Below are 26,051 nucleotides of genomic sequence, written 5' to 3'. Positions count from 1 at the left end.
ACGTTCATGCGTTTCAAGTCTTCCATTCTCTGACGGGATGTCCCTACGTTCTCACGGAATCGTCTGCTCTGGCGCGTATTGAAAGGGGTCAGGCCTTTCCTCTAACGTAACGACCTATCTCTCGCGATGCGGATAAAGCATGTCTTTGGCCCCTTCACGCTCCTTGTTTTTCCTTGCGTTCATGGCGGGTGCGCTGACGTTGGGTGCGTCCTTCTATCTTGAGTTCGGTGCCTCGTTACGTCCTTGTTTCCTGTGCCAGATGCAACGGGCCTTTCTGGCTGCCTTCACGCTGATCAATCTGGTCGCCGCTATCCACAACCCCAGGCGTTCCACTTTTTACTTGTACGGGTTTACGAGCATGGTCTGTGCGTTGCTGGGTGCCATCACCGCCGTACGCCAGGTGCTGCTGCAAAATGCCGCAGCGGATCAGGCCGCCGATTGCTGGCCCAGCCTCAGTCACATGCTCGAGAACCTGTCGCTGTGGCAGGCGTTGCAATTGACGGTCGAAGGCACGGTCGACTGTATGGAAATAAGCTGGACGCTATTTGACCTGAGCCTTCCCGAGTGGAGCCTGTTGTTCTTCCTGGGCATGTTGATCCTCGGTGTCATGCAATTTTCCCGACTGTTCTTGAGCCGTCCGTTGCGCTCAGCGAGGCGCTGATCGGAGGCCGCAGTTTGTAGGACGTGATTAAACACTTGTATGAACTTTCTCTCCTGCGTACCTTGAAGCCATAGTCATGGGGGCATAATCTGGCCCGCACGCGTTATTGAAACCGTTTGTCAGACGCGGCCTTGTCCCGCTGCTGTTTTATCCTTGAAGTGTTGCGCGGGCATCAGGCGGCAGCGCCCCTATAGGGAAGAGAGATCATCATGCTGGAAAGTTGTCAGAATGCTCAGGAACGCTGGGGTGGGGTGCACAAGCTGATCGACAGCTGGTTGAAGGCACGTCACGAACTGGTTCGGGCCTTTGATGCTCTCGGCGCCAAGCCCGAGGCCCTGGCTGAGAATCGCAAGCCGTTGCAGGAGTTCTGTGAAGTGTTGGTGGACTATGTGTCTGCTGGCCATTTCGGTGTCTACGAGCAGCTGACCAAAGAGGCGGAAGCCTTCGATGATAAGCGTGGCCTGGAACTGGCCGAGACCCTTTACCCGCGTATCGATGTCATCACTGAGAAACTGCTGGCGTTCACCGACCTGTGTGATGCCGGCCAGTGCGTTGCTGAGAAATTCAAGGAGTTGGGTGGCCTGCTCCATGAGCGTTTCGAACTGGAAGATTGCCTGATCGAAGTGCTCCACAACGCCCATAAGGAAGAAGCTGTCCCCCAGGCCTGACCCTTGCGGGCGAGATAAGAACGGTGCGCATGGCGCACCGTTTTTTATTGGCTCAATGACGGGTGCCGAGTAATTCGATCTCGAATACCAGTGGCGTATACGGCGGGATCAGCTCGCCGGCACCGTCACCTCCATAAGCTTGGGCCGACGGGATCACCAGGCGCCATTTGGCCCCGACCGGCATCTGCTGCAACGCGCTGCTCCAACCGCTGATCACACTGTCCAGGCGAAACCACTGGGGTTGTGTGCTCTGATCGAAGACCGTGCCATCGGGCAATCGTCCAACGTAGTTCACCTGGACCTGATCATTCGCGCCAGGCTTGTTACCCGTGCCGGGTGTCAGTTCCGTGAGCAGGATGCCATCGGCCAACTCGCGCACCCCTTTCACGGCTTTTTCCTTGGTTAAAAACTGCTGCTCGGCGGCGAGCGCCTTTTCACTTTTAGGCGCTTGGGCGTCGGCTTCGGCCTGCGCTTCGTGCTCGGCAAGAATCTGTTCGATGCGCGTGTTATCCAACGCCAGCGGCTTGCCTTGATAGGCTTGCTTGAGGCCGTCGATCAAGGCCTGGATCTGCAGGTCCGGGACTTCCTGGCGCAGGCGCTCACCGAGGCTGGCGCCCAGGCTGTAGGCGAGGTCGTGCTGGTCTTGGGGCGTGGTTTTTGACGGTGATTGCTCGCTCGCATTGGCCGCGGAAATCGCCAGGCCCAGCACAAGGAAAAGGTAACGCGACATGGGCATTCTCCTGCCGAAAGTGCGACGGATTATGCCAGTGCGAGTGCGTAAAAAGTGCCGCGTGTTTTCGTTATATCGATAAGAATTTTCGCACGTTGCAACGCAACGCAAACGATACTGTCAACATGCCCTAGCGGCGGTAAGAGCAGAGGGCTAGTATGAGCCGCACCCACGTCAGCCAGGAGGTAAACCATGTCGGCCAAACAGAAGCCTGTAAATACCCCGTTGCATTTACTCCAACAATTGTCGGGCAGCTTGCTCGAGCATCTGGAAAGCGCATGTTCCCAAGCGTTGGCCGATGCAGAAAAACTGCTCGCCAAGCTGGAAAAACAACGCGGTAAAGCGCAAGAAAAGCTGCACAAATCCCGCACCAAACTGCAAGACGCCGCCACTGCCGGCAAGGCCAAGGCACAAGCCAAAGCCAAAGACGCGGTAAAAGAACTCGAAGACCTGCTGGATGCTCTCAAGGATCGTCAAGCTGAAACCCGCACCTACATTTCCCAACTGAAAAAAGACGCCCAAGAAAGCCTGAAATTGGCCCAGGGTGTTGGTCGTGTTAAGGAAGCTGTAGCGAAAGTGCTGGGTGCTCGTGCACCTGCTAAAGCACCGGCCAAGCCAGCTGCCAAAACCGCTGCTGTAAAACCAGCCGCGAAGCCAGTTGCTAAAACCGCTGCTGCAAAACCAGCCGCCAAGCCAGTTGCTAAAACCGCTGCTGCAAAACCAGCCGCCAAGCCAGCTGCTAAAACTGCTGCTGCAAAACCAGCCGCCAAGCCAGTTGCTAAAACCGCTGCTGCAAAACCAGCCGCCAAGCCAGCTGCTAAAACTGCTGCTGCAAAACCAGCCGCGAAGCCAGTTGCTAAAACCGCTGCTGCAAAACCAGCCGCCAAGCCAGCTGCCAAAACTGCTGCTGCAAAACCAGCCGCGAAGCCAGTTGCTAAAACCGCTGCTGCAAAACCAGCTGCCAAGCCAACTGCTAAAACTGCTGCTGCAAAACCAGCCGCGAAGCCAGTTGCTAAAACCGCTGCTGCAAAGCCGGCCGCGAAGCCAGTTGCTAAAACCGCTGCTGCAAAACCGGCCGCGAAGCCAGCTGCTAAAACCACTGCCGCCAAACCAGCCGCCAAACCTACTGCTGCAAAACCGGCTGCGAAACCTGCTGCTGCAAAGCCAGCCGCCAAGCCAGCTGCAAAGCCTGCTGCTGCAAAGCCAGCCGCCAAGCCCGCCGCAAAGCCTGCTGCTGCGAAACCAGCACCGGCCAAGCCAGCAGCACCTGCTGCTACCCCGGCAGCGACCACCGCTCCGACCGCATCGGCCAGCAGCACCCCTGCACCGGTAGCGCCAAGCACCACCCCAACCAGCGCTTCCTAAGTGCCGGTGATCATGACGCGCAGCTGCTGCAGCGCGTCATGGTCAAGGTTGGCGGCATCCTCAGCCGCCAGTCCTTCCAGCCACCGCGGTTGAGTCATCTCCACTTTCGGCCATGCCTGCGTCAACGCTTCCAGGCGCGTCAGCAATTGCCGTTCGGCATCCAGTTCCAGGGCTTTGACCCGTTCGCGCAGCGTCGCCAGTTGCTCATCCTGCTGCGCCTTGGCACGCCATTGCACACGCAGCTGCCGCAAGGGTTCGATCACCTGCGCCTGCCACGGTCGGGCCAGCTGTTGCAGGGTGCGCATACGCTCCGGCTCAAGTGCCACGCCCCGCTGTTCCAGCCACGCGCCGCAGAGCAACAGGCACACGTCCGCCCCTTGCTCCTGCAAGCGCAGGCAGGCGGCTTCGACGCCCGGGCGGGCGTAAGTCGAGAGAGCAAAGCTCCACAGGTCAGCGTTCATATTCACACCCAAGCCAGCGGCCAACGAAGCTGGTAGACTCCGCCGCCATTATGATCCGACTTCAAAGCCTAACATTACAGCGTGGCCCGCAACGTCTTCTCGAAGACGCCGAGCTGACCCTGCACGCCGGTCACAAAGCCGGCCTGATCGGTGCCAACGGCGCCGGCAAATCCACGTTGTTCGCCCTGTTGCTGGGTGAGCTGACCCCGGATTCCGGGGACTGCTTGCTGCCGGCCGACTGGCGTATCGCCCATATGCGCCAGGAGATCGACACCCTGGACCGCATCGCGATCGACTACGTGCTCGATGGCGACCTGCGTCTGCGCCAGGTGCAACACGACCTGGCTGAGGCCGAGAAAGCCCAGGACGGCGCCGCCCAGGCCCGTCTGCACGCGGAACTCGACAGCGCCGACGGCTACACCGCCGACGCCCGCGCCCGCAAGATGCTAGCCGGCCTTGGCTTCACCAACGAACAGATGGATCGTCCGGTCGCCGATTTCTCCGGTGGCTGGCGCATGCGCCTTAATCTGGCCCAGGCGCTGATGTGCCCCTCGGACCTGCTGCTGCTCGACGAACCGACCAACCACTTGGACCTCGATGCGATCCTGTGGCTGGAGGACTTCCTCAAGAGCTATCAGGGCACTTTGCTGCTGATTTCCCACGACCGGGACTTCCTCGACGCCGTGGTCGACAACATCGCCCACGTCGAACAGAAGAAGATCACCCTCTACCGTGGCGGCTACACCGCGTTCGAACGTGCGCGTGCCGAGCGCCTGGCCCAACAGCAGCAGGCGTTCGAGAAGCAGCAGGCGCAGCGTGCGCACATGGAAAGCTACATCGCCCGGTTCAAGGCCCAGGCCACCAAGGCCCGCCAGGCCCAGAGCCGGATCAAGGCCCTGGAGCGCATGGAAGAACTGTCGGCGGCCCACGTCGATTCGCCGTTCGACTTTGTGTTCCGCGAATCAGTGAAAATCTCCAGCCCGTTGCTGGACCTCTCGGATGCACGCCTGGGGTATGGCGAGAAAACCATCCTGGAGAAGGTCAAGCTGCAGCTCACCCCAGGTGCGCGCATCGGTTTGCTCGGCCCGAACGGCGCGGGCAAGTCGACGCTGATCAAGAACCTCTCGGGCGAGCTGCAACCCCTGGCCGGTCGTTTGACCCGTGGCGAGAACCTGGTGGTGGGCTACTTCGCCCAGCATCAGTTGGACTCCCTCGACGCCAAGGCCAGCCCGCTGCTGCACCTGCAGCGCCTGGCGCCGACCGAGCGCGAGCAAACCCTGCGCGACTTCCTCGGTGGCTTTGACTTCCGTGGCGCGCGCATCGATGAGCCGGTGCTGAACTTCTCCGGTGGCGAAAAAGCCCGCCTGGCCCTGGCGTTGATCGCCTGGGACCGCCCGAACCTGCTGCTGCTCGACGAACCGACCAACCACCTCGACCTGGAAATGCGCCTGGCGCTGACCATGGCCTTGCAGGAGTTCAGCGGTGCGGTCCTGGTGGTGTCTCACGATCGCCACTTGCTCAAGAGCACCACCGACAACTTCCTGCTGGTAGCGGATGGCAAGGTCGAAGAGTTCGACGGTGACCTGGACGACTACGCACGCTGGCTCACGGACTACCGCCTGCGCAATGCGCCGGTCAGCAACACCCCGGTCAACCCGGACAAGACCGACAAGAAAGCCCAGCGCCAGGCCGCTGCCGCCCTGCGCCAGCAGTTGGCGCCACACAAGCGCGAAGCCGACAAGCTTGAGGCCGAGTTGGGCAAGGTCCACGAGCGCCTGGCCAAGATCGAAACCAGCCTGGGCGACAGCGCCGTGTACGAGGCTGCGCGCAAGGATGAGCTGCGCGACCTGCTGGCCGAACAGGCCAGGCTCAAGGTGCGCGAAGGGCAATTGGAGGAAACCTGGATGGAAGCCCTCGAACTGCTGGAAACCCTGCAAGCGGAGCTGGAGGCGCTGTCCTGATGGAAGCGTTGCAATTGCCGCTGCCGGCGCAATGGATCGAGCCTGTGTGGATCGGCGTGCAAATCCTGCTGATCCTGTTGGCCGGTTACGTTGCCCAGCGATTCGTCGCCAAAGGCCTGACCCGCCTGGGTGAGCGCTACCCGTTCCCGCCGCAACTGCTGATGCCGCTGCGCGGTGGTCTGCGCTGGTTGATCATGGGCAGTGCGCTGATCTTTGTGCTGGAGCGCCTGGGCGTGTCCGCTACGGTGCTGTGGACGGCGCTGTCGGGGTTTGTCGCGGTGGCGGCAGTGGCGTTCTTCGCCATGTGGTCGGTGTTGTCCAACCTGCTGTGCGCGATCCTGATCTTCACGGTGGGGCCGTTTCGCCTCGGTGACATCGTCGAGTTGGTGGATACCGTCGACAAGCCCGGCGTGAAGGGCAGGGTAGTGGCGATCAACTTGCTCTACACCACACTGATCGAAGTGGAAGCGGCAGGCACCGACAGCGCCATCGTACAGGTGCCTAACAGCCTGTTCTTCCAGCGCTCGGTGCGGCGTTGGCCCGGCACCCATGTGTTCCCGGGCGACCGCTAGCATTTACCGCGTGTAAAAATCTATAGCCAGCCTCTGCTCGGCGGAGTTAGCTTAAGGCCCGACAATCGCTGACTCTTCCCCGAGGTGTGCTATGGCACTCGACACGTGGCTGGCCTTTTTCCTGGCCAGTTGGATCATCTCCCTTTCCCCTGGCGCCGGCGCCATCGCTTCGATGTCCAGTGGCCTGCAATACGGCTTCCTGCGCGGTTACTGGAACGCCATTGGCCTGCAACTGGGCCTGGCCATGCAGATTGCCGTGGTAGCGGGCGGCTTGGGTGCCATTCTGGCGGCGTCGTCGACCGCGTTCTATGCGATCAAGTGGTTTGGCGTGGCGTACCTGGTGTACCTGGCCGTCAAGCAATGGCGTGCCTTGCCCATGGACATGGCCGATGACGCGGCGATACGCCCGCTCGGCAAGCCGATGGCGATGATGTTCCGTGGTTTCCTGGTCAACGCCAGCAACCCCAAGGCCCTGGTGTTCATGCTGGCGGTGCTGCCGCAGTTCGTGAATCCCCAGGCGCCGTTGCTGGTGCAGTACCTGATCATCGGTGCGACGATGATCAGCGTCGATATGATCGTGATGGCGGGGTATACGGGGTTGGCGTCCAAAGTGCTGCGCCTGTTGCGCACGCCCAAGCAGCAGAAGCGCGTGAACCGGACGTTTGCCGGGTTGTTCGTGGGGGCTGCGGGTTTCCTGGCCAGCTTGCATCGCGCAACGGCGTAAACCTCGGTACTTGAACGTGTGGGAGGGGGCTTGCCCCCGATGGCGGTGTCTCAGCTACAGCTAGGCTGACTGACACCCTGCTATCGGGGGCAAGCCCCCTCCCACATTGGTTTTGTGTTGCCTTGAGGATTACCGTTCAGTGCAAGATCTTCGGCGCTTCATCCCGTGGCAGGTGGTTGCGCGGCACCGGCTGGCCCGGGTCCTGATACCCACCGCCCAACTGTTCCGCCAACTGCCTGGCGACGTCCTCACCCAGCGCCTTCGACACTTCCTTCACCACCCGCGGCCGGTTCAGGCTCACGCGTATGTCGCGGCTGTTCACCAGCTTGGTGTCCTGGCCTTCGCCCATGGCGGTAAACGCCGAGGTGATTTCGTAGGTGCGCGTATTGATCAGGCTGAAATCCGCCACCAGCGTCAGGCCCAGCACCGCCGAGTAGCTGTTGGTGTGGTCCAGGGCGTTGATGTCCTGGGTGAAGTCGATGTCTGACAGCGTACCGAACAGCACATAGTCCGCGCCCTTGAAGTGACCGGCCTTGATGCGCTTGATCACGTCATAGACGTCACCCTTGGCATCGGCGGTGTAGGGCGTGCCCTGCACCAGCTGGAACTGGCGGGACTTGAGAATCTCCCCCTTGATATCACCGCTGAACTTGCGCAGTTCGGTTTGTTCGATGTAGCTGCTACGGCTCTCGTACTCGCTGTAGTTCGATGCACCGCTGGCGTTGTAGCTGCTTGCCTGGAAGTTGTTGCTGGCCGAAACCTGGTGGATGTACTCCTCGACCTGCGCCTGGTAGGCCAGGTCGGTCACCGCGATCTTGGGTGCAGCCGAGGCGCCAAAGGCGCACAACAGGCCGATCAAACCAATCCATGCACGCATTGCCTAGCGCTCCGTGGTCTTGCGGATTTCTTTTTCGTCCATCCATTCGGCCAGGCCGCTCTCGACGTCGATCAGTTGCAGGCTGAACTTGTAGAACACGTCCTTGTAGTCCGAGCTGCGCTTGACGATGGAACTGATGGAGCCTTCCAGGCGGTACTTGGCCGCGACCATGTTGCCGGTCTTGCTGACGCTGGACTTCTTGTACAAGCCGCTCTGGTTCTGCAGCTTGAGCTGGTCGACCTGGCTTTGCATGTCGGTGTTGTCACTGGCGAAGCGTGCGGTGCCGGTCTTCATCAGCTGGGTCTTGATCGACGTGGTGATCTCACGGGTGTCGATGTACTCGCTGGTCTTGTTCTTCACGTCATACACCTGCACCACCGGGCGGCCTTGCAGGATGCCGGACTGGGCGAGGGAGCGGGTCATGCTTTCGGCGATCATCTGCAGGTCGGTGGAGCCGAACTCGTTGGTCACCAGCTCCACGGCCTTGGTGTCGCCGTAGCTGATGTTTTTACCACCCAGTACCGGGGAGGTATTCGCGCAGCCGCTGGCCAGGACGGCAACCACGGCGAGAATCGAGAAGCGTGCAAGCATGGGGAAATCTCTCGGCAGCAAAATGAATGAACGGTTCAAGGGGTTTTGACTTCAAGGCGGAAGTCCGCAGCCTGGGGCACATTGGCAATGGCGGGCAGGAAGGTCGCCTGGTTGGCGTACAGGTTCAGCACTTTCCAGGTCTCTTCATCGCCCACCGGGAAACCATCGGCGCCCAGCCAGGCGAAGCGGTAATACATCATCTGGTTACTGCTGGTGATGTTGCTCAATTGCACCTTGGTGGTGAGGAAGCCGTTCTCGCGGGCCACACGAATGGCGCCGACCGCGATGCCCTTGAACTTGCCCATCACCACGATCTTGCTCGCGGCGCTGCCAGGTTCCGGTGGTGGCGGGGTGGCGCAGCCGGCAAGCAGGACCAGCGCCAGTGCGCCGAGGATAAAGTGACGCATAGGGTGCTCCTTAAGGTTGTTTGAGGGCGATGGCCTGGGTTGTCGTGCCGGGCAGCACATGGGCGGCGAGGCCACCGGCGAACACTTGGTTGCCGACCACGCGCAGGGTGATCACCTGGTAGCGCTGGTCGGTCTTGATCGTTACCAGCGTGCCACCCAGGGCGTTGGGCAGGCTGACCTGGTGTTCACCACGCTTGAGGCGCAGGCGCGTGACTTGGGTCATGTCCGGCAGGGTGCGCCAGGTGCGGGTGTCGGCGCCTTCGGTCACGGCCGAGGCGATACCCAGTACCAGGCCTGCCATGGGGTTGGTCTTGTTCAGGTTGTTCTGCGCCACACCACGGCTTACCGCACGCACGGTAGTGCGCAGGATGATGCCTGGCATGTCATCACGCAGGGCGCGGCGGGACATGGCCGTGGTGCTGTTGAGCGCCGTGAGGTTCTGTTGCTGGCCGTCGACACCGATCTGGGCAACGGTCGCCGTGGAGGTGTCGGCCTTGATCACCGGGAACGACAGCGGGGTGATCACCAGGTTGCCATTGATCGGGATCGGCAGCGGCAGGCGGATCGAGTCGCGGGCGGGTGCGAGGCCGCTCTGCACCACGATCAGCACGTCGGTTTCATCGCTGCCGACCTTGGATTTGTCCAGGTCGAGCAGCGCTTTTTCCAGCAGTGGCGTGTTAGGGCGCAGCTCGATGGCCTTGCGATAACCGGGGGCGGCCAGGTCTTTTTCGCCCAGGGCTTCGTAGACGAAGCCGGCCAGGTAATGGCTGAACGCACTCTGGTAGCTGTTCTTCAGGCCGACCACCTCCGGCGCGTCGAGGGCTTGCACCGGGTAGCCGTGCAGGTCCTTGATCTGGGTGGTCACGCCCTGTTGCTCGGCTTCGTCTTCGCGCTTGAGGTATTCCTTGTCGCGCAGGTCGGCGATCACCGCTTCGCGTTCGTGGGTCTTCTTGATTTCGGTGCGTGCGCCGTCGAAGTCGTTCAAGGCCAGCAGGTTCAGGGCCATCTGCGTGGTCAGCATGACTTTTTCGTAGTCATAGCCTTCGTAGCGACGCACCTTGTCATTGGCCAGGAAGCTGCCGAACTGGGACAGGTATTTTGCGCTGTCGAACTTGACCGACTCTTCCCACTTGTAGACTTGCAGGTCGGCGCTGCGCCAGGCGGTCTGGCTGCCGGTCAGGTCGCCCTTGGCCCGCAGCAACTCGCCCTTTTCGAAGAAATACAGCAGGTCTTTGTCTTCGCCGGTGTTGTTCTTTTCCAGCAGGGTCAGGGCGGCGTCGACATTGCCGGTGGCGAGTTGCTGGTTGGTGGCTTGCAGCTCGGCGTCGTAGCTGCGGAACATTGAACAGCCGCTGAGCAAAGTGACTGCCGCGAGCGCGAGCGGAGGTAAGGCGCGAAAAACCATGTCACTTCTTCCCTGAAAGTAGTCAACCAATATGGTTATTCCTCATAAAACCGAGGAACGAAATTCCCTTTCGCACTAACAGGGCGCGGCATTATAAGCATCGTTACTGGCAAAACAATGGCTTTTTGCCTCGATTGAGCTGACAGCGATGCCAGTAACCCATCTCCAAAATGCCCCGTCCGCCCACACGACAAATCACTAACGCCTTGAGTCAAACCCTTTAACGCTTAACAATGTGTTACTTCGTATTTCCACTTGAGATTCATTCATGATTGCGCCCTTCCGTTTTCTCGCCTGGCTGCTGTTGCCGGCATTGATGTCGTGCAGCTTCAACCTGCTGGCCGCGACTGCCGAGGGCGCTCCACAAGCCCTGCATCTGCTGGACTACATTGGCGCCGACTACCCACCGACGGTAGAGGCGGGCAAGGTGGTGGATGATTCGGAATACCGCGAGCAGGTGGAGTTTCTTGGGGTCTTGCAGGGGTTGGTGGCGGATTTGCCGCAAAAGCCCGAGCGCGCGGAACTGGTAAAGGGGGTCGAGGAACTGCTGGCGGCTGTCACCGCTCATGCAGACGGCGCGACCGTCGCTCGCCAGGCCCGCCAGTTGGGCGCCAAGCTGGCAGTCGCGTATGAAGTCAGCCAAGCCCCGGCCATCACGCCCGACCCGACGCGCGGCGCACCGCTCTACGCCCAGCACTGTTCGGTGTGCCACGGCACTGCCGGTGCCGGCGATGGTCCGGCCGGCGTGGGGATGACGCCGCCTCCGGCCAACTTGACGGATGCTGCGCGCCTGGATCGCCTGAGCCTCTACGCGATCTACAACACCCTGGGCCTGGGTGTCGAAGGCACTGACATGCCGTCCTTCGCCGACCAACTGGACGACCGCCAGCGTTGGGACCTGGCCACCTACATCGCCGGCTTCACCGCCGACCCGGCTGCGGCGAAAAGCGAGCAGCCCTTCAACCTCGCCGACCTGGCCCGCCAGACGCCTAATGAAGTGCTGGCCGCAAACGGCCCAACCGCTGCCGCGACCTTCCGCGCCCAGCGTGCGCAACCGCCGCAGGTCAAGCGTGGCCCGGCGCAGTTGCTCAATTACACCGCGAGCACCCTGGACAAGAGCCTCGCGGCGTTCCGTAGCGGTGACCACGAGCAAGCCTATGACTTGTCGGTGGCGGCGTACCTGGAAGGCTTTGAGCTGGTGGAAAGCTCACTGGATAACGTCGATGCCAACGTGCGTAAGGACACCGAGAAGGCCCTGATGGCTTACCGGCAGTCGTTACAGGACGGTCTGCCGATCGAGCAGGTGCAGCAGCGCCTGGACGTGGCCAAGGGCAAGCTCACGGAGTCCGCAGGCTTGCTGGGCAGCGATGGCTTGAGCTGGTCGTTGAGCTACATTTCCGGTCTGCTGATCCTGCTGCGTGAAGGCCTGGAAGCGATCCTGGTGCTGGCGGCGATCCTGGCATTCCTGCGCAACACCGGCCAGCAATCGGCGGTGCGCAGCGTCAACGTCGGCTGGGGCCTGGCGCTCTTGGCCGGCTTGGCCACCTGGGCGTTGGCGGCGTATGTGATTGACGTCAGCGGCGCCCAGCGCGAATTGCTCGAAGGCTGCACGGCGCTGTTCGCCAGTGTGATGGTGCTGTGGCTTGGCGTATGGATGCACGACCGCCGCCATGCCGCAGCGTGGCAGGACTACATCAAGAGCAGCCTGGTGGGCGGCGGTGGGCGTTTCGGTTTTGCGATATTGGCGTTCTTCTCGGTCTACCGCGAGCTGTTCGAAGTGATCCTGTTCTACGAAACCCTGTGGCTGCAAGCGGGCCCGGCCGGGCACAACGCGGTGCTGGCGGGTGGTGCCACGGCGTTGGTGCTGCTGGTGGGCCTGGCCTGGGTGATCCTGCGCGGTTCGGCGAAACTGCCGCTGGCGCTGTTTTTCGGCATCAATGCGGGGCTGCTGTGCGCGTTGTCGGTGGTGTTCGCCGGGCATGGCGTCAAGGCGTTGCAGGAAGCCGGCATCTTCGGCACGCGGCCGGTGGCGTTCTTTGACTTCGACTGGCTGGGCATCCACGCCGATGCGTACTCGTTGAGCGCACAGGCCGTGGCGATCCTGGCCATTGTGGTGCTCTACGGCCGCAGCCGGCTGGCAGAAAAGCAGCGAGTGGCGGCATAACATGCGCGTATGGATCGATGCAGACGCCTGCCCCCGGGCCGCCAAGGACCAGGTGGTGAAGTTCGCCCTCAAGCGCCAGTTCGAGGTCGTCCTGGTGGCCGGCCAAAGCCAGATCAAGCCGAGCTTCTCGTGCGTGAAGTTGATCGTGGTGCCCAGCGGTCCGGACGCAGCAGATGACTATCTGGTGGAGCACGCAGTGCCCGGCGAACTGGTGATCTGCAGCGATGTGCCCCTGGCCGACCGCCTGGTGAAGAAGGGCGTCACGGCCCTCGACCCTCGGGGCAAGGAGTTCAGCCCGGCGAACATGAGTGAGCGATTGGCGGTGCGCAACCTGTTTGCCGACCTGCGCGAGCAGGGCCAGATGGGCGGTGGACCGCCGCCCCATGGGGAGAAGGACAAGCAGGCGTTTGCCAACTCACTCGACAGGATACTGACGCGGTTAATGCGCCAGTCCTGATCCGTTGGAGAGGGAGCCCGGCATCCCCACTAATCGTTCTCGTGGGTCAGCTCCAGCACCCGGTCCACCAGCTTGTTGATGCCTGAGGCCACTTCACTGATGCTCTTGCCGAGCATATAGGCGGGCGTACTGACCAACTTGCGTGCGGTGTCCTCGACAATGTCTTCCACGCTGCATTCCTGGTGGGTGGCGCCCATCTTGTCCAGGGCTGCGGCAGTGTCGGTGTCATTGCCGATGGTGCAGGTCACGCCCGGGCCGTAGATCTTCGCGGCCAGGGCCGGCGAGATGCAGATCAGCCCCACCGGCTTGCCCGCTTCGGCAAAGGCTTCGGCCAGTTCCAGCACTTGCGGGTTGACGCTGCAACCCGCGCCCTCGACGGCAAAGTTCGACAGGTTCTTCGCCGCACCGAACCCACCGGGTACGATCAGCGCATCGAACTCGTCGGCGTTGGCGTCTCGAATATCCTTGATCTCGCCCCGGGCAATGCGGGCCGACTCCACCAGCACATTGCGCGACTCGGGCATCTCCTCGCCGGTCAGGTGGTTGATCACATGCAACTGGGCGATATCGGGTGCAAAACACTGGACCTGAGCACCGCGCTGATCCAGGCGCAGCAGGGTGATCACGCTTTCGTGGATCTCTGCGCCGTCGTACACGCCGCAGCCGGAAAGGATCACTGCAATCTTTTTGCTCATGGGCATTTCTCCTGGAGTCTTGGCGTTAAATGTCTACTAATTTGTCACCTGTTGCCAATGGGATCTCGCGCCGCTGCACCTAATCTTGATGTAACAAAAATAGACCGGACCAGACCATGGACTTCGTGCCTTACGCGGTACCGTTTTTCATTGCCTTGATTGTGGTGGAGCTGCTCGCCGACCGCTGGCGTGGCCAGCGTAACTACCGGGTGGCGGACGCCATCAACAGCCTCAGCACCGGCGTGCTGTCCACCACCACCGGGCTGTTGACCAAGGGGGTGGGGCTGCTGACCTACGCGTTCGCCCTCAAGCACCTGGCGTTGATCGAACTGCCTGCCCACAGCGCCTGGACCTGGGTGTTCGCCTTTGTGTTCTACGACTTCTGCTACTACTGGCTGCACCGGATGGGGCACGAGCGCAACATCCTGTGGGCCGCGCACTCGGTGCATCACCAGAGCGAGGACTACAACCTCAGCACCGCCCTGCGCCAGACCAGCACCGGCTTCCTGCTGAGCTGGATCTTCTACCTGCCCCTGGCCGTGCTTGGCGTGCCGCTGGTGGTGTTTATCAGCGTGGCGTCCCTCAACCTCCTGTATCAATTCTGGGTGCATACCCGGCACGTGCCCAAGCTTGGCTGGTTCGAGTGGTTTTTCGTCACGCCCTCCAATCATCGGGCCCATCATGCACAGAACGCTCTCTACATGGATCGCAACTATGGCGGTGTGTTCATTCTTTGGGACCGGCTGTTCGGCACCTTCCAGGAAGAAGACGACAACGAGCCGGTGATCTTCGGCGTGACCACACCCTTGGCCAGCTGGAATCCGTTATGGGCCAACCTGCAGTTTTATGCACAGCTTTGGCGTGATGCGCGGCGTACCGAAAGTAAGTGGGACAAGCTGCGCATCTGGTTCATGCGCACCGGTTGGCGCCCGGCGGACGTGAAGGCCAAATACCCCGTGGCCAAGACGGATTTGAGCCAGTTCCGCAAATTCGACGTGCCGCTGGACGCGCGCCAACAGGTCTACATTGCCCTGCAGTTCGCGGCGTATGTGGGGTTTGGCAGCTATTTGATGAATGTCGGCGAGGGCCTGCCCAGTGCAGCGCTGGTTGTCGGCTGGGGGGCGATGGCGCTTGGATTGTTTACCCTGGGGGTGGCCCTGGAGAATCGCCCGTGGGCGTTAAAGGCAGAGCTGACACGCCTGGCGCTGAATGTGCCGTTGGTGTGGCTGGCGCCGGTGGTCGGGCTGTGGCCGGCCAGCAACCTGGGCTGGCTGGGCCTGGTGAGCTACAGCCTGCTCAGCGTGATTGGCCTCTACTGTTGCAGGGGCCGGCTTACTCGACTGGTGTCTTAGGCGCTTCTACCGGGACGGGCTCGGCGGCGGCGAGCCGCGCCTTGGCATCGGCACAGGCCTGGCGGGCGATACGGGCATTCTTGAAGCGGCGGCGCAGCCACAGGCCAAAGCCCAGCAGCAGCAAGGCGCCCAGCACCCACAGCTCGTATTTCTTGACGCTGCCCAGCATGCCTTCCAGCACCGCGCCGAAGTGATAGGCCGCCGCGCCCAGGGCCGCCGCCCAGATTGCAGCACCAATACCGTTGAGGATCAGGTAGCGCAGTGGCGGGTAGCCTGACAGGCCGATCGCAACGGGCATTACCGTGCGTAAGCCGTAGACAAAGCGGAAGCTCAGCACCCAGATATCCGGGTGCCTGCGGATATGTTCCAGGGCCTTGTCGCCCATCAATTGCCAGCGCGGCTTGCGCGCCAACAGTTTGCGGCCGTGCTTGCGCCCCATGTAATACCAAAGCTGGTCGCCGGCGTAGCTGCCGAAGAAGGCAACGACCACCACCAGGTTGATATCCATGTACCCACGGAACGCCAGGAAGCCTGCGAGAACCAGGATGGTTTCGCCTTCGAAGAACGTGCCTAGGAAGAGGGCAAAGTAGCCGAAGTCATGCAGAAATTGTTGAAGCATGGTCTGGGTGCTGGCGAAATGAACGCGCAGCCTACGCCTTCGTGAACATTCATGAAAGTATCGAGATGTGTCACGAAGTGAACAATTCCTACATTAACCGACGAATGCGACTACAGGTCGCATCGTTAAGCACAACTGTCATACCTTCGTCATAATGCCCGCTTATAACTGCAACGCTCGCCCGTGAACCCGGGCTCAGGAGTCTGTCGTGAGCTTTACCCCTGCCAATCGCCTGTTCCCTGCTACCCGCCTGCGCCGTAATCGCCGTGATGATTTTTCTCGCCGCCTGGTTCGTGAAAACGTACTGACGACGGATGATCTGATCCTGCCGGTGTTTTTACTCGACGGTGAAAATCGCCGGGAAGCGGTATCGTCGATGCCGGGTGTAGAGCGTCTGACCATTGATCTGCTGCTTGAAGAGGCGGCGGGCTGGGTCGACCTGGGGATTCCGGCGTTGGCGTTGTTTCCGGTCACGCCGTCTGAACTCAAGTCCCTTGATGCTGCCGAAGCCTGGAACCCGGACGGTATCGCCCAGCGCGCCACCCGCGCCCTGCGCGAGCGTTTCCCGGAGCTGGGGGTGATCACCGACGTGGCGTTGGACCCGTTCACTACCCACGGGCAGGATGGCATTCTTGACGAAGACGGCTATGTTCAGAACGACATTACCGTCGATGCGCTGGTCAAGCAGGCGTTGTCCCATGCGGCAGCAGGCGCTCAGGTGGTTGCGCCGTCGGACATGATGGACGGCCGCATCCAGGCGATTCGCGAAGCCCTGGAACTGGCCGGCCACGTCAATGTACGGATCATGGCCTACTCGGCCAAGTACGCCAGCGCCTACTACGGCCCGTTTCGCGATGCGGTGGGCTCGGCGCTGAACCTGGGCAAGGCCAACAAGGCTTCGTACCAGATGGACCCGGCCAACAGCCATGAAGCCTTGCACGAAGTGGCGGCGGATTTGGCCGAAGGCGCCGACATGGTGATGGTCAAGCCGGGGATGCCGTACCTGGACATCCTTTACCGGGTCAAAGAGGAATTCAAAGTGCCGACCTTTGTGTATCAGGTCAGTGGCGAATACGCCATGCACTTGGCTGCAATCCAAAATGGCTGGTTGAGTGAAGGGGTAATCCTAGAATCCTTGACGGCCTTTAAACGTGCCGGGGCTGATGGCATCCTGACCTATTTCGCCGCCCGCGCCGCCCAATTGCTTAGAGAGCAACAATAGCCCTCACAGGAACATTCGATGAATACCGAAGGACTTTCCGAAGTTGCCGTAAAAGACGCTCACCCGGTGGTGGAACAAGTCACCGAGACCCCGCCGGAGCACGAGCCGGCCGCGCCTGTGGTGGTAGCCGAAGCGCCAGCCCCGGCCCCGGTGGCCGCCGTGGTGACCAACCTGGATGACAGCAGCCTGTACATCCACCGCGAGCTGTCACAACTGCAATTCAACATCCGCGTGCTTGAACAGGCACTGGATGAGTCCTACCCGTTGCTGGAACGCCTGAAATTCCTGCTGATTTTCTCCAGCAACCTGGATGAGTTCTTCGAGATCCGCGTCGCCGGCCTCAAGAAACAGATCACCTTCGCCCGTGAACAAGCTGGCGCGGACGGCCTGCAGCCGCACCAGGCGCTGGCGCGCATCAGCGAGCTGGTGCACGGTCATGTGGATCGCCAGTACGCGATCCTCAATGACATCCTGCTGCCGGAGCTGGAAAAACATCAGGTTCGCTTCATCCGTCGCCGCCACTGGACTACCAAGATCAAGACCTGGGTGCGCCGCTACTTCCGCGACGAAATCGCGCCGATCATCACGCCGATCGGCCTGGACCCGACGCACCCGTTCCCGCTGCTGGTGAACAAGAGCCTGAACTTCATCGTCGAGCTGGAAGGGATCGACGCCTTCGGTCGCGATTCGGGCCTGGCGATCATCCCGGCGCCACGCTTGCTGCCACGGATTATCAAGGTACCCGAAGAGGTGGGGGGCGCTGGCGACAACTATGTATTCCTGTCGTCGATGATCCATGCCCACGCCGATGACCTGTTCCAAGGCATGAAGGTCAAGGGCTGCTACCAGTTCCGCCTGACCCGTAACGCCGACCTGGCGCTGGATTCCGAAGACGTCGAAGACTTGGCCCGTGCCCTGCGCGGCGAGCTGTTCTCGCGGCGCTACGGGGATGCGGTGCGCCTGGAAGTGGCCGACACCTGCCCGAAACATCTGTCGGACTACCTGCTCAAGCAGTTCAACCTGGGCGAGACCGAGCTGTACCAGGTCAATGGCCCGGTGAACCTCACGCGCCTGTTCAGCATCACCGGCCTGGACAGCCATCCGGAGCTGCAATACACCCCGTTCACCCCGCAGATCCCGAAACTGCTGCAAAACAGCGAGAACATCTTCAGCGTGGTGAGCAAGCAGGACATCCTGCTGCTGCACCCGTTCGAGTCCTTCACCCCGGTGGTCGATCTGCTGCGCCAGGCCGCCAAGGACCCGCACGTATTGGCCGTGCGCCAGACCCTGTACCGTTCCGGTGCCAACTCGGAAATCGTCGACGCGCTGGTAGACGCTGCGCGCAACGGCAAGGAAGTCACTGCGGTGATCGAGTTGCGCGCACGCTTTGACGAAGAGTCCAACCTGCAACTGGCCAGCCGCCTGCAAGCGGCCGGCGCGGTAGTGATCTACGGCGTGGTTGGCTTCAAGACCCACGCCAAGATGATGCTGATCCTGCGCCGCGAAGCCGGTGAGATCGTGCGTTACGCCCACCTGGGTACCGGCAACTACCACGCCGGCAACGCCAAGCTCTATACCGACTACAGCTTGCTGACTTCCGACGACGCCTTGTGTGAAGACGTCGGCAAGTTGTTCAGCCAATTGATCGGCATGGGCAAGACCTTGCGCATGAAGAAGCTGCTGCACGCGCCGTTCACCCTCAAGAAGGGCATGCTCGACATGATTGCCCGCGAGACCCAGTTCGCCCTCGAGGGCAAACCGGCGCACATCATCGCCAAGTTCAACTCTCTGACCGATCCGAAGATCATTCGCGCGCTGTACAAGGCCAGCCAGTCCGGCGTGCGTATCGACCTGGTGGTGCGCGGCATGTGCTGCCTGCGTCCGGGCATTGTCGGCGTGTCGCATAACATCCATGTGCGCTCGATCATCGGCCGCTTCCTGGAACACACGCGGGTGTTCTACTTCCTTAACGGCGGCGAGGAGCAGATGTTCCTCTCCAGTGCCGACTGGATGGAGCGCAACCTCGACAAGCGTGTGGAGACCTGCTTCCCGGTCGAGGGCAAGAAGCTGATCATGCGGGTCAAGAAGGAGCTGGAAAGCTACCTCACCGATAACACCCACAGCTGGAGCCTGCAGTCGGATGGCCGTTACGTGCGTAACACGCCGACCGGCAACCAGAACCCGCGCAGTGCCCAGGCGACGTTGCTGGAGAAGTTGGGTAGCCCGATTCTGTCGGTGAACTAATAGACAACACGCTCTGAAAATGTGGGAGGGGGCTTGCTCCCGATTGCGGTGGTTCAGTCAAAGTATTCGCGACTGACACACCGTAATCGGGAGCAAGCCCCGTCCCACATTTGTTTTTGCAGTGTTCATGAGATCGGGTTAGCGCAGGTTCAGGCTGAACCCCACCCGCGTCAGCCACTCCGCTTCCTGGGCGAAGTCCGCCTGGGTCAGCTGGTTCTCATCCAGCCAGCCTTTGGGGAACACGACATCCAGGCTGTCGCCATTGGCGCGCAGGGTCACCTGGGGCATCTGCTGGGTGCCACGAATGTGGTGGAACAGGATCGCGAAGCGCAGCAGCACGCACAGGCGGATCAGCTTGATGCCTTCATCGCCGAACTCGGCAAACTTGTCCTTGGGAATATTGCGACGATGGCCGCGCACCAGCAGTGCGAGCATCTGCTGGTCTTCCCGGGAGAAACCCGCCAGGTCGGAGTGCTCGATCAGGTAGGCGCCGTGCTTGTGGTAGTGGTAGTGGGCGATATCCAGGCCCACTTCATGCACCTTGGCCGCCCAGCCGAGCAGTTCGCGCCATACGCCGTCTTCCAGGTCCCAGTCCTCGGCGACCTGATCGAACGCATGCAGTGCTTTACGCTCTACGCGGGCTGCCTGCTCCTGGTCGACGTGATAACGCTCCATCAGCGAGGTGAGCGTGCGTTCACGCACGTCCTCGTGGTGATGGCGGCCCAGCAGGTCATACAGCACACCTTCGCGCAGGGCGCCGTCACAGTGGTCCATGCGTTGCAGTTCGAGGGCGTCGAAGATCGCCTCGAGAATCGCCAGGCCGGCCGGGAAGATGGTGCGACGGTCCGGCTTGATGCCGTCGAAGTCGATCTTCTCGGCATCCCCCAGCTTGAACAGCTTGCGCTTGAGCCACGCCAGGCCTTCGGCGTTGACCTCGCCGGTGCCATGGCCGCCGGCCTTGAGCGCCAGGCCGATGGCACGGATGGTGCCGGACGAGCCGATGGCTTCATCCCAGGTCAGGCGGTGCAAGGCGTGCTCGATGCTCATGATCTCCAAACGCGCTGCCGTATAGGCCTGGGCGTAGCGCGCCGGTGTGATCTTGCCGTCCTTGAAATAGCGTTGGGTATAGCTGACACAGCCCATCTGCAGGCTTTCACGCAGCAGCGGTTCGAAGCGCTGGCCGATGATGAACTCGGTACTGCCACCGCCGATGTCCGCCACCAGGCGCTTGCCGGGGGTATCTGCGAGTGTATGGGACACGCCGAGGTAGATCAGGCGTGCTTCTTCGCGGCCGGAGATGACTTCTACGGGGTGGCCGAGGATTTCCTCGGCGCGACGGATGAATTCGCCCCGGTTACGGGCTTCGCGCAGGGCGTTGGTGCCGACGATTCGCACGGCGCCCAGGGGCATGCCGTTGATCAGCTGTGCAAAACGCTTGAGGCAGTCGAGCCCGCGTTGCATGGATTCTTCATTGAGCTGGCGCTCATCGTCGATCCCGGCAGCCAGTTGCACTTTCTCTCCGAGCCGCTCAAGGATGCGGATTTCGCCGTTCTGGGCCTTGGCCACGACCATGTGAAAGCTGTTGGAGCCCAGGTCGATGGCGGCGATCAGGGACAGATTCTTGGCTTGGGATTGCGGCATGGTTTGGGGGTCTCGGTCGATAACCTTGCCATCGTGCCACGATCGATCGCTGGAGCCAACGCGTAGTAACAGAGGATTTTTCCTCGTATACCTATAAGTGCTTTCTGCGTGGCGCGTAGGACCGGCCCACAAATGATGTATTACAAAGCCAGAAAGCACTGGGTTTTGTACTGGCTATTCTTGGTTTTATTGAGTTTGTCGATAAGTCTTACGCCGTTTTATGTTTGTCCTAACTTGCTGTTTCCCTGTTCGTATACATGGGGTTGTTTTTTAGAGTGGAGATAGGGATCACTCTTACATGAGGTGTCATTTTTTCCGGTTTTATTATTCTCTTGGAATATGAATACTCACGTTCGGCACCTGTCCCGGGTGGTGTTTATAGGTCGGAGCTTCAAGGACGAGATATTCATATGCGCACCAGGCGTGACGCAGGGGAGGTGTTCTGATCATTCAATAACTGGCCAGCCTATGGTCATTACTATGGATGAACGTTAGATGAAGAAGAATTACCCAGTAGTGGCGGGTCTATGCCTCGTCGTTGCGAGCCTGACTGTCCAGGCTGCCGATGTACGTGTAAAAGGCGCGATCGCTCCAGCCAGTTGCAGTTTTACACTCACCCGCTCGGTCATTGACTATGGAACTATTCACCCGAGCAGCCTGAGTCCGACAAGTTATACCAAGCTGGATAAGAAGAGTGTTCCCTATACGGTGAGGTGCAGTGGTCAGTCTAAAATAAAAGTGGGTATCAGGAGCGTTGATAATCGAGCTGGCTCGAGAATACCAGGCATGATGCTGGGGCAGTTTGGCGGGAACTACAAGGATCTCTACAATTTTGGTCTGGGGGCCACTTCCAGGGGGCAAAAAATCGGAGGTTATGTAGTGCACCTTCGAAATTCTGTAGCTGACGGCAAATCGGTAGGGATTGTTAGCTCGGAAAATAACGGCGTACGATGGGAACCAAACAGTACCCAGGCAGTAGGCCACACTGCCAATATAGCCAGTTGGCGTGCGGGGAATGTGTATGCGCCTATATTGGTTAATTCTGTTTCCGGCAATGTTGAAGTTCAAGCCGTCATCAACAAGACGTCCGAACTTGATATGAGCAACCAGATCAACCTGGACGGCCATTTCACCCTGGAGTTGCGCTACCTCTAGATTTCTCCACATAGGTATCCATGGCGTGCTGACTATGAAGTGTCAATCAGCACGTGTCTCTTTGGCTATTGTCGATGATTGCTATGAAGAAGATTATTTCGTTATCAGGCATGTTTCTCGCTATGTTGGGTTTGAGTGCGCAAGCCGCGGACTTACGAGTGAGAGGCTCCATTGCGCCTGCCAGTTGCAGTTTTACTATTGTTAATTCAACGATAGATTACGGTCGGATTGATCCTAGGTCACTGAGTGCTACTAACTACACCAAACTGGCTAAAAAGGGGACGCCTTACACCGTCAGGTGTGCATCGCCCACGTTTGTTGGTATTAAGACACAGGATAACCGCGCGTCCAGCAAGGTGCGCGGCATGATGGTGAGTCAGTATAATATTACTTATAACGATGATTTCAATTATGGTCTTGGGTTTACCTCGAAGAATGAAAAAATCGGCGGCTACGTGGTTTTCATGGAAAACAACATTGCCGATGGTAAAGCTGTACTGGTTGCGCGGTCTAATAATAATGGCGCGAGTTGGGGGATCACCGATCCTGTCTTGGGGCAGTCAGCCAAGGTTGGAAGTTGGCGTACGAGCGCCAGCTATTCGCCGATTAAAATAACCGTCGTCTCGGGGAATTTGAATGTCCAGCCAGTGATCAATAAAACATCTGCGCTGAGCATGAATAACGAAATAAAACTTGATGGCCATACAACCCTGGAATTGGTCTATCTCTAAAAGCTTCCAGGCGATTCAGGTCGGCTTGCAGTCTCTTTGGCGGCAGCCAACCTGATTCGGCGTGTTTCGTTATTGCTGTGAAGGAAGTGTTGATGCTTGTTTCTACAAGAAAAAAATCTATTCTGGCCGGTTGTTTGTGTCTGGGTTTTGTTTTCTGCCGTGCCGCGTATGCAGACGGCATGGAGCCGGAAACAACAGTTGTCATTCTCAATGAGGCGGATGGTGAAGTCAGCATCAATGTCACCAATACGGACCCAAGTCCTGCCTTGCTTCATTCAGTTATCGAAGATATACCGGAAGACCCGGAGCCTTTAGCCGTCATTACTCAGCCCGTTGCGCGTGTCGATAGCGGTGAGCGGCAAATGGTCAGGGTTATGGCAATCAATAAGGAGCCTCTCAAAACCCAACGTTTGAAGCGCATTACGTTTGAAGGTATTCCCCAGGCCCAACCCGGCTCGGGCGCGACAATTGGTATCAGCCTACGGCAAAACCTGCCGCTCATTCTCCACCCCAAAGGTTTACCTCAACATCATGCACCGTGGGAGCTGCTGACCTGGAGCCTTCACGGCAATACCTTGAGCGCACGCAACAACAGCCCCTATGTGGTGCGCCTGGCGGCTGAGGTGGTCTTGAACCCGCAGAAGGTGAATGCGCTTTTGCCGCGTACCTATATCTTGCCGGGCGAAACCCTCAGCGTTGCCGTGGAAAAACGTTCTGCCGCCACGTCGGTCACCCTTATGCCGGCCACGCTCTATGGGTTTTCCGTCGATAGCTACGAGGCTTTGCTCGTAGCGAATCAGCCGTGACCTGCCATGGGAAAAAAAGCCAGCAGGTTTTGTAGCGCCGTACGTGGGCAGCCATCCCGGGCGCCAATAAAACCTGAGGAGACTTTCAGGCGAAGCGGAATCAGCCTTTCGGTTTGGGCGGCGGTGGTGTCGGGAATGGCCGCTGACGTTTACGCCGCGCCGGCGGCGGTGCTCGGATTTGACCTTGCCACCTTGCAGGCGCGTGGTATCGACCCTTCAGTTGCGCGCTACTTTCAGCAAGCCCCTCGGTTCAGCGAGGGCACGCGCGTCGTCGATTTGACGGTCAACGGTAATCCCATCGGGTTGACTGACGCGCGGTTTAACCATGAAGGCGCGCTGTGTTTCAACCGTGGGCTATTGGATCGGGCGGGACTGCAGATTCCCGCCACGGTGATCGATAAGCAAGTCTCTGCCGCCCAGGCCTGTCATGACTTTATTGCCGAGTATCCGAAAACGGTAGTGACCTTGCGCCCAGGGCGTGAGGAGGTTGTGCTGGTCGTCCCGACCCAGGCGCTGCGCGACATGCAACAAAGCACTGGTCATTACGCCCGGGGAGGTGCAGCGGCGCTGGTCAACTACGATGTCCAAGGCGTCAATGCCCACTCGCGGGGGGATCGAGGGCGCTTTTTATCCGCTTCAACGGAAATGGGTTTCAACGTGGGCGATTGGATCGTCCGCAGTCGTCAGCTCTATCTCTCCAACGATGAGCGTTCGGCGACTGAGCATCTGTATGCATACGCGCAGCGCGATATCGCTCCCTTGGCTTCGACATTTCAGGCAGGCCAGATATCGGCTGATAGCCCCGTGTTCGGTGGTGTTCAACTGATCGGTGCACAGCTGTTTCCTGACGGAATGGAAAACCGCACCAGCAGCAATGGCGTTTTGGTTGAAGGGCGGGCGCGGAGTCAGTCGCGGGTGGAAGTCCGGCAGTCCGGCGCATTGATTTATACCACTCTCGTCCCGGAAGGACCGTTCACCTTGCGCAATTTGCCACTGCTCAATGGCACCAGCGACCTCGACGTCAGGGTTATCGAAATCAAGGGGGGGCAACACAGTTTTATCGTGCCGGCCGCCTCGTTCCGTGGATCGGTTCCGATTAAATCGGGATATACCGCTGCAATAGGGAAGGTGCGTGATGTGGATCGAAGGGGCGCCGCCGAGCCTCTGTTGGCGATGGCCAGCGGAACGTGGGCGTTAGGGGAGGACGCGGCCCTCAGTTCGGGAGTTCAGGGCACGGACAACTACCACTCGGTGGGCCTGGCGTTGGACAGCAGCTTTGACCAGCGGTTTTCACTGGGATTGCGCAATAACCTTTCCCATGACCGTAAGCAAAAGGTACGCGGTTCGCGTAGCGGCGTTTCGTTTGGCAGTACGCTGCCGGGCAACGTCCAGATGAACTTGAGCGCCACTCGCCAGACCTCGGGTTACCGGGATGTGCTCGAAGCTGTTGGCGGCGAGCCTGGCGAGGTACAGGGGGCGCGCGCCAGGCACCAGTACACGGCAGGCTTCAGTTGGTCAGACCCTCAATTGGGTGGCTTCGCTGTCGGTTATTCCCGTTCGGCTCATTTCGACAATCGTACTTCCCAGCATATCTACGGCGCGTGGAACAAAAACTTCAGGCACGCCAATGTTGCCGTGAGCATTGACTCCCAGGTAGGTGCGTCAGGCGACTCCAGAGACAAAAATGATGGCTTGGGCATGCGCTTGCAGATCACTGTTCCACTGGGCAGTGACCGCTCCGTGACCTCGACGGTTCGACGCCAAGGGCGTCATGCCGGTATCGGTACAGCCTACAGCGAGCGCGTGAATGACACCCTGAACTACGAGTTAAGGGGCGAGCGCGACCTGAGAGGTACCAGCGATCAGTCGGTGGGTGGAACGCTCAACGCGACGTCTCGTTATACCCAGCTCGGCCTGGGGCTCAATCGAGACTCGTCCAGCACGATCTATAGCGGGCAGCTACAAGGCGCCGTGGTTGCTCACGAGCGAGGCCTCACACTGTCTCCCTACCGTGTCGAGGACACTTTCGGTGTGGCGTCGGTGGGGAATATTCCGGGGGCTCGCATCAGTACCCCTCAGGGGCCCGTCTGGACCGACCGCTGGGGAATGGCCGTGATTCCCGGCTTACCCGCTTATCAGGGCAGCCTTGTCGAGGTGGACGGTAAAAGCTTGCCACGCCAGGTTGATCTCAATAATGGCACGAAAATGCTGGAGGTCGGGCGAGGCTCGTTCAGTACGGTCGAGTTTGAGGTCTCGAAGGTTCGCCGGATGCTGGTGCGTGTCAGCGACCCAAGCGGGCAGCCGTTGCCCAAGGGGACGTCGGTGCTTGCCGCCGATAACACGTTCCTGACCACGGTGGTGGGGGACGGAATGATCTTCCTCAACAATATTGAGCATTCCCAGGTACTGACCTTGTCGTCGCCGAATGCGACTCCCTGCAAACTGCAACTCGATCTGGCGGAGCACAGCTATGACGGCCAACTGTATGAAACCTCCTCAGCGGTCTGTCGTTAAGGCTGCCCTTGCCTCGGGACGCTTTCCAG

Annotated in this window: 24 protein-coding genes; 15 read left to right on the top strand and 9 right to left on the bottom strand. The window is 60.0% G+C overall.

Features of this window, described 5'->3' with window-relative positions:
* Positions 1–139: 139 nt before the first annotated feature.
* Together FX984_RS18235 and FX984_RS18230 are read left to right on the top strand one after the other, a co-directional pair.
* Positions 140–661 (top strand): disulfide bond formation protein B, encoded by a 522-nt coding sequence (locus tag FX984_RS18235; protein WP_146476970.1) that lies wholly within the window; start codon positions 140–142, stop codon positions 659–661.
* Positions 662–870: 209 nt separating this feature from the next.
* Positions 871–1,329: an Rsd/AlgQ family anti-sigma factor gene (locus FX984_RS18230; RefSeq protein ID WP_027608335.1), complete on the top strand. Its 459-nt coding sequence runs from the start codon at positions 871–873 to the stop codon at positions 1,327–1,329.
* A 52-nt stretch (positions 1,330–1,381) separates the two neighbouring features.
* Here the strand turns inward: FX984_RS18230 and FX984_RS18225 are convergent, their stop codons facing one another.
* A complete protein-coding gene (locus FX984_RS18225; protein WP_027608336.1) occupies positions 1,382–2,059 on the bottom strand; it encodes an FKBP-type peptidyl-prolyl cis-trans isomerase in 678 nt (225 codons plus the stop codon).
* A 192-nt stretch (positions 2,060–2,251) separates the two neighbouring features.
* Between FX984_RS18225 and FX984_RS18220 the strand changes: the two genes are divergently transcribed.
* Positions 2,252–3,424: an AlgP family protein gene (locus tag FX984_RS18220; RefSeq protein WP_146476972.1), complete on the top strand. Its 1,173-nt coding sequence runs from the start codon at positions 2,252–2,254 to the stop codon at positions 3,422–3,424.
* Here FX984_RS18220 and FX984_RS18215 read toward each other — a convergent pair.
* Positions 3,421–3,885, bottom strand: a complete 465-nt coding sequence (locus FX984_RS18215) for a TIGR02444 family protein (RefSeq protein ID WP_027608337.1) — start codon at positions 3,883–3,885, stop codon at positions 3,421–3,423. The genes FX984_RS18220 and FX984_RS18215 overlap by 4 nt on opposite strands.
* 50 nt (positions 3,886–3,935) lie before the next feature.
* On the opposite strand from FX984_RS18215, the gene FX984_RS18210 reads away from it, so the two are divergent.
* The 3 genes from FX984_RS18210 to FX984_RS18200 all read left to right on the top strand — a co-directional run bounded on the left by FX984_RS18210 (position 3,936) and on the right by FX984_RS18200 (position 7,142).
* Positions 3,936–5,846 (top strand): ATP-binding cassette domain-containing protein, encoded by a 1,911-nt coding sequence (locus FX984_RS18210; RefSeq protein WP_092355833.1) that lies wholly within the window; start codon positions 3,936–3,938, stop codon positions 5,844–5,846.
* Positions 5,846–6,418: a mechanosensitive ion channel family protein gene (locus tag FX984_RS18205; protein WP_027608339.1), complete on the top strand. Its 573-nt coding sequence runs from the start codon at positions 5,846–5,848 to the stop codon at positions 6,416–6,418. The genes FX984_RS18210 and FX984_RS18205 overlap by 1 nt, the downstream gene beginning before the upstream one ends.
* A 91-nt stretch (positions 6,419–6,509) precedes the next feature.
* Positions 6,510–7,142 carry a LysE family transporter gene (locus FX984_RS18200; protein ID WP_027608340.1) on the top strand — a complete coding sequence of 211 codons (633 nt, stop codon included), beginning with the start codon at positions 6,510–6,512 and terminating at the stop codon, positions 7,140–7,142.
* A 136-nt stretch (positions 7,143–7,278) separates the two neighbouring features.
* On the opposite strand, the gene FX984_RS18195 is transcribed toward FX984_RS18200, so the two are convergent.
* The 4 genes from FX984_RS18195 to FX984_RS18180 are packed head-to-tail and all read right to left on the bottom strand — an operon-like array spanning position 7,279 to position 10,422.
* Complete coding sequence (locus FX984_RS18195) at positions 7,279–8,019, bottom strand: hypothetical protein (protein ID WP_027608341.1); 741 nt, start codon at positions 8,017–8,019, stop codon at positions 7,279–7,281.
* Between the two features lie 3 nt (positions 8,020–8,022).
* On the bottom strand, positions 8,023–8,610 hold the full coding sequence (lpoB, locus tag FX984_RS18190; protein ID WP_027608342.1) for a penicillin-binding protein activator LpoB: 588 nt from the start codon (positions 8,608–8,610) through the stop codon (positions 8,023–8,025).
* Positions 8,611–8,645: 35 nt separating this feature from the next.
* On the bottom strand, positions 8,646–9,017 hold the full coding sequence (locus FX984_RS18185) for a YcfL family putative periplasmic lipoprotein (RefSeq protein WP_027608343.1): 372 nt from the start codon (positions 9,015–9,017) through the stop codon (positions 8,646–8,648).
* Positions 9,018–9,027: 10 nt separating this feature from the next.
* A complete protein-coding gene (locus FX984_RS18180) occupies positions 9,028–10,422 on the bottom strand; it encodes a COG3014 family protein (RefSeq protein ID WP_146476974.1) in 1,395 nt (464 codons plus the stop codon).
* A 268-nt stretch (positions 10,423–10,690) separates the two neighbouring features.
* Here FX984_RS18180 and FX984_RS18175 point away from each other — a divergent pair, with 268 nt between their 5' ends.
* Entirely contained in the window at positions 10,691–12,586 is a 1,896-nt protein-coding gene (locus FX984_RS18175; RefSeq protein ID WP_146476976.1) for a cytochrome c/FTR1 family iron permease, read from the top strand.
* A 1-nt stretch (position 12,587) separates the two neighbouring features.
* Complete coding sequence (locus tag FX984_RS18170; RefSeq protein WP_027608346.1) at positions 12,588–13,043, top strand: YaiI/YqxD family protein; 456 nt, start codon at positions 12,588–12,590, stop codon at positions 13,041–13,043.
* Between the two features lie 29 nt (positions 13,044–13,072).
* On the opposite strand, the gene elbB is transcribed toward FX984_RS18170, so the two are convergent.
* Positions 13,073–13,738 carry an isoprenoid biosynthesis glyoxalase ElbB gene (elbB, locus tag FX984_RS18165; RefSeq protein WP_065926666.1) on the bottom strand — a complete coding sequence of 222 codons (666 nt, stop codon included), beginning with the start codon at positions 13,736–13,738 and terminating at the stop codon, positions 13,073–13,075.
* A gap of 116 nt (positions 13,739–13,854) precedes the next feature.
* Here elbB and FX984_RS18160 point away from each other — a divergent pair, with 116 nt between their 5' ends.
* Positions 13,855–15,090, top strand: coding sequence for a sterol desaturase family protein (locus FX984_RS18160; protein ID WP_027608348.1), 1,236 nt, complete (start codon positions 13,855–13,857; stop codon positions 15,088–15,090).
* On the opposite strand, the gene FX984_RS18155 is transcribed toward FX984_RS18160, so the two are convergent.
* On the bottom strand, positions 15,071–15,709 hold the full coding sequence (locus FX984_RS18155; RefSeq protein WP_092355821.1) for a DedA family protein: 639 nt from the start codon (positions 15,707–15,709) through the stop codon (positions 15,071–15,073). The two genes, FX984_RS18160 and FX984_RS18155, sit on opposite strands and share 20 nt — an antisense overlap.
* A gap of 208 nt (positions 15,710–15,917) precedes the next feature.
* Here FX984_RS18155 and hemB point away from each other — a divergent pair, with 208 nt between their 5' ends.
* Complete coding sequence (gene hemB / locus FX984_RS18150; protein ID WP_146476978.1) at positions 15,918–16,931, top strand: porphobilinogen synthase; 1,014 nt, start codon at positions 15,918–15,920, stop codon at positions 16,929–16,931.
* An 18-nt stretch (positions 16,932–16,949) separates the two neighbouring features.
* Positions 16,950–19,175 carry a polyphosphate kinase 1 gene (gene ppk1, locus FX984_RS18145; RefSeq protein ID WP_027608351.1) on the top strand — a complete coding sequence of 742 codons (2,226 nt, stop codon included), beginning with the start codon at positions 16,950–16,952 and terminating at the stop codon, positions 19,173–19,175.
* Positions 19,176–19,313: 138 nt separating this feature from the next.
* On the opposite strand, the gene ppx is transcribed toward ppk1, so the two are convergent.
* The gene (ppx, locus tag FX984_RS18140) at positions 19,314–20,816 is read right to left on the bottom strand and encodes an exopolyphosphatase (RefSeq protein WP_027608352.1); all 1,503 of its coding nucleotides are present in this window, start codon (positions 20,814–20,816) and stop codon (positions 19,314–19,316) included.
* 495 nt (positions 20,817–21,311) lie between these two features.
* On the opposite strand from ppx, the gene FX984_RS18135 reads away from it, so the two are divergent.
* The 4 genes from FX984_RS18135 to FX984_RS18120 all read left to right on the top strand — a co-directional run bounded on the left by FX984_RS18135 (position 21,312) and on the right by FX984_RS18120 (position 26,022).
* The gene (locus tag FX984_RS18135) at positions 21,312–21,971 is read left to right on the top strand and encodes a DUF1120 domain-containing protein (protein WP_146476980.1); all 660 of its coding nucleotides are present in this window, start codon (positions 21,312–21,314) and stop codon (positions 21,969–21,971) included.
* Between the two features lie 83 nt (positions 21,972–22,054).
* Positions 22,055–22,702, top strand: a complete 648-nt coding sequence (locus FX984_RS18130) for a DUF1120 domain-containing protein (RefSeq protein WP_186511885.1) — start codon at positions 22,055–22,057, stop codon at positions 22,700–22,702.
* Positions 22,703–22,794: 92 nt separating this feature from the next.
* Positions 22,795–23,508: a fimbria/pilus chaperone family protein gene (locus FX984_RS18125; protein ID WP_074847951.1), complete on the top strand. Its 714-nt coding sequence runs from the start codon at positions 22,795–22,797 to the stop codon at positions 23,506–23,508.
* Positions 23,509–23,643: 135 nt separating this feature from the next.
* On the top strand, positions 23,644–26,022 hold the full coding sequence (locus tag FX984_RS18120) for a fimbria/pilus outer membrane usher protein (protein WP_146476985.1): 2,379 nt from the start codon (positions 23,644–23,646) through the stop codon (positions 26,020–26,022).
* The last annotated feature ends 29 nt before the right edge of the window (positions 26,023–26,051 follow it).

Origin of the sequence: Pseudomonas marginalis, assembly GCF_008692035.1 — a bacterium.
Lineage (GTDB): Bacteria > Pseudomonadota > Gammaproteobacteria > Pseudomonadales > Pseudomonadaceae > Aquipseudomonas > Aquipseudomonas marginalis.
Note: the sequence above shows the minus strand (reverse complement) of the source record. Positions and strands in the feature narration are given on the sequence as shown.

Coding starts and splice junctions, on each gene's coding strand:
- FX984_RS18215 (WP_027608337.1), bottom strand. CDS start 3,885: ATGAACGCTGACCTGTGGAGCTTTGCTCTCTCGACTTACGCCCGCCCG.
- ppk1 (WP_027608351.1), top strand. CDS start 16,950: ATGAATACCGAAGGACTTTCCGAAGTTGCCGTAAAAGACGCTCACCCG.
- lpoB (WP_027608342.1), bottom strand. CDS start 8,610: ATGCTTGCACGCTTCTCGATTCTCGCCGTGGTTGCCGTCCTGGCCAGC.
- FX984_RS18205 (WP_027608339.1), top strand. CDS start 5,846: ATGGAAGCGTTGCAATTGCCGCTGCCGGCGCAATGGATCGAGCCTGTG.
- FX984_RS18225 (WP_027608336.1), bottom strand. CDS start 2,059: ATGTCGCGTTACCTTTTCCTTGTGCTGGGCCTGGCGATTTCCGCGGCC.
- FX984_RS18170 (WP_027608346.1), top strand. CDS start 12,588: ATGCGCGTATGGATCGATGCAGACGCCTGCCCCCGGGCCGCCAAGGAC.
- FX984_RS18125 (WP_074847951.1), top strand. CDS start 22,795: ATGCTTGTTTCTACAAGAAAAAAATCTATTCTGGCCGGTTGTTTGTGT.
- elbB (WP_065926666.1), bottom strand. CDS start 13,738: ATGAGCAAAAAGATTGCAGTGATCCTTTCCGGCTGCGGCGTGTACGAC.
- FX984_RS18230 (WP_027608335.1), top strand. CDS start 871: ATGCTGGAAAGTTGTCAGAATGCTCAGGAACGCTGGGGTGGGGTGCAC.
- FX984_RS18130 (WP_186511885.1), top strand. CDS start 22,055: ATGAAGAAGATTATTTCGTTATCAGGCATGTTTCTCGCTATGTTGGGT.
- FX984_RS18185 (WP_027608343.1), bottom strand. CDS start 9,017: ATGCGTCACTTTATCCTCGGCGCACTGGCGCTGGTCCTGCTTGCCGGC.
- ppx (WP_027608352.1), bottom strand. CDS start 20,816: ATGCCGCAATCCCAAGCCAAGAATCTGTCCCTGATCGCCGCCATCGAC.
- FX984_RS18235 (WP_146476970.1), top strand. CDS start 140: ATGTCTTTGGCCCCTTCACGCTCCTTGTTTTTCCTTGCGTTCATGGCG.
- FX984_RS18160 (WP_027608348.1), top strand. CDS start 13,855: ATGGACTTCGTGCCTTACGCGGTACCGTTTTTCATTGCCTTGATTGTG.
- FX984_RS18200 (WP_027608340.1), top strand. CDS start 6,510: ATGGCACTCGACACGTGGCTGGCCTTTTTCCTGGCCAGTTGGATCATC.
- FX984_RS18195 (WP_027608341.1), bottom strand. CDS start 8,019: ATGCGTGCATGGATTGGTTTGATCGGCCTGTTGTGCGCCTTTGGCGCC.
- FX984_RS18180 (WP_146476974.1), bottom strand. CDS start 10,422: ATGGTTTTTCGCGCCTTACCTCCGCTCGCGCTCGCGGCAGTCACTTTG.
- FX984_RS18135 (WP_146476980.1), top strand. CDS start 21,312: ATGAAGAAGAATTACCCAGTAGTGGCGGGTCTATGCCTCGTCGTTGCG.
- FX984_RS18155 (WP_092355821.1), bottom strand. CDS start 15,709: ATGCTTCAACAATTTCTGCATGACTTCGGCTACTTTGCCCTCTTCCTA.
- FX984_RS18175 (WP_146476976.1), top strand. CDS start 10,691: ATGATTGCGCCCTTCCGTTTTCTCGCCTGGCTGCTGTTGCCGGCATTG.
- FX984_RS18210 (WP_092355833.1), top strand. CDS start 3,936: ATGATCCGACTTCAAAGCCTAACATTACAGCGTGGCCCGCAACGTCTT.
- FX984_RS18220 (WP_146476972.1), top strand. CDS start 2,252: ATGTCGGCCAAACAGAAGCCTGTAAATACCCCGTTGCATTTACTCCAA.
- FX984_RS18120 (WP_146476985.1), top strand. CDS start 23,644: ATGGCCGCTGACGTTTACGCCGCGCCGGCGGCGGTGCTCGGATTTGAC.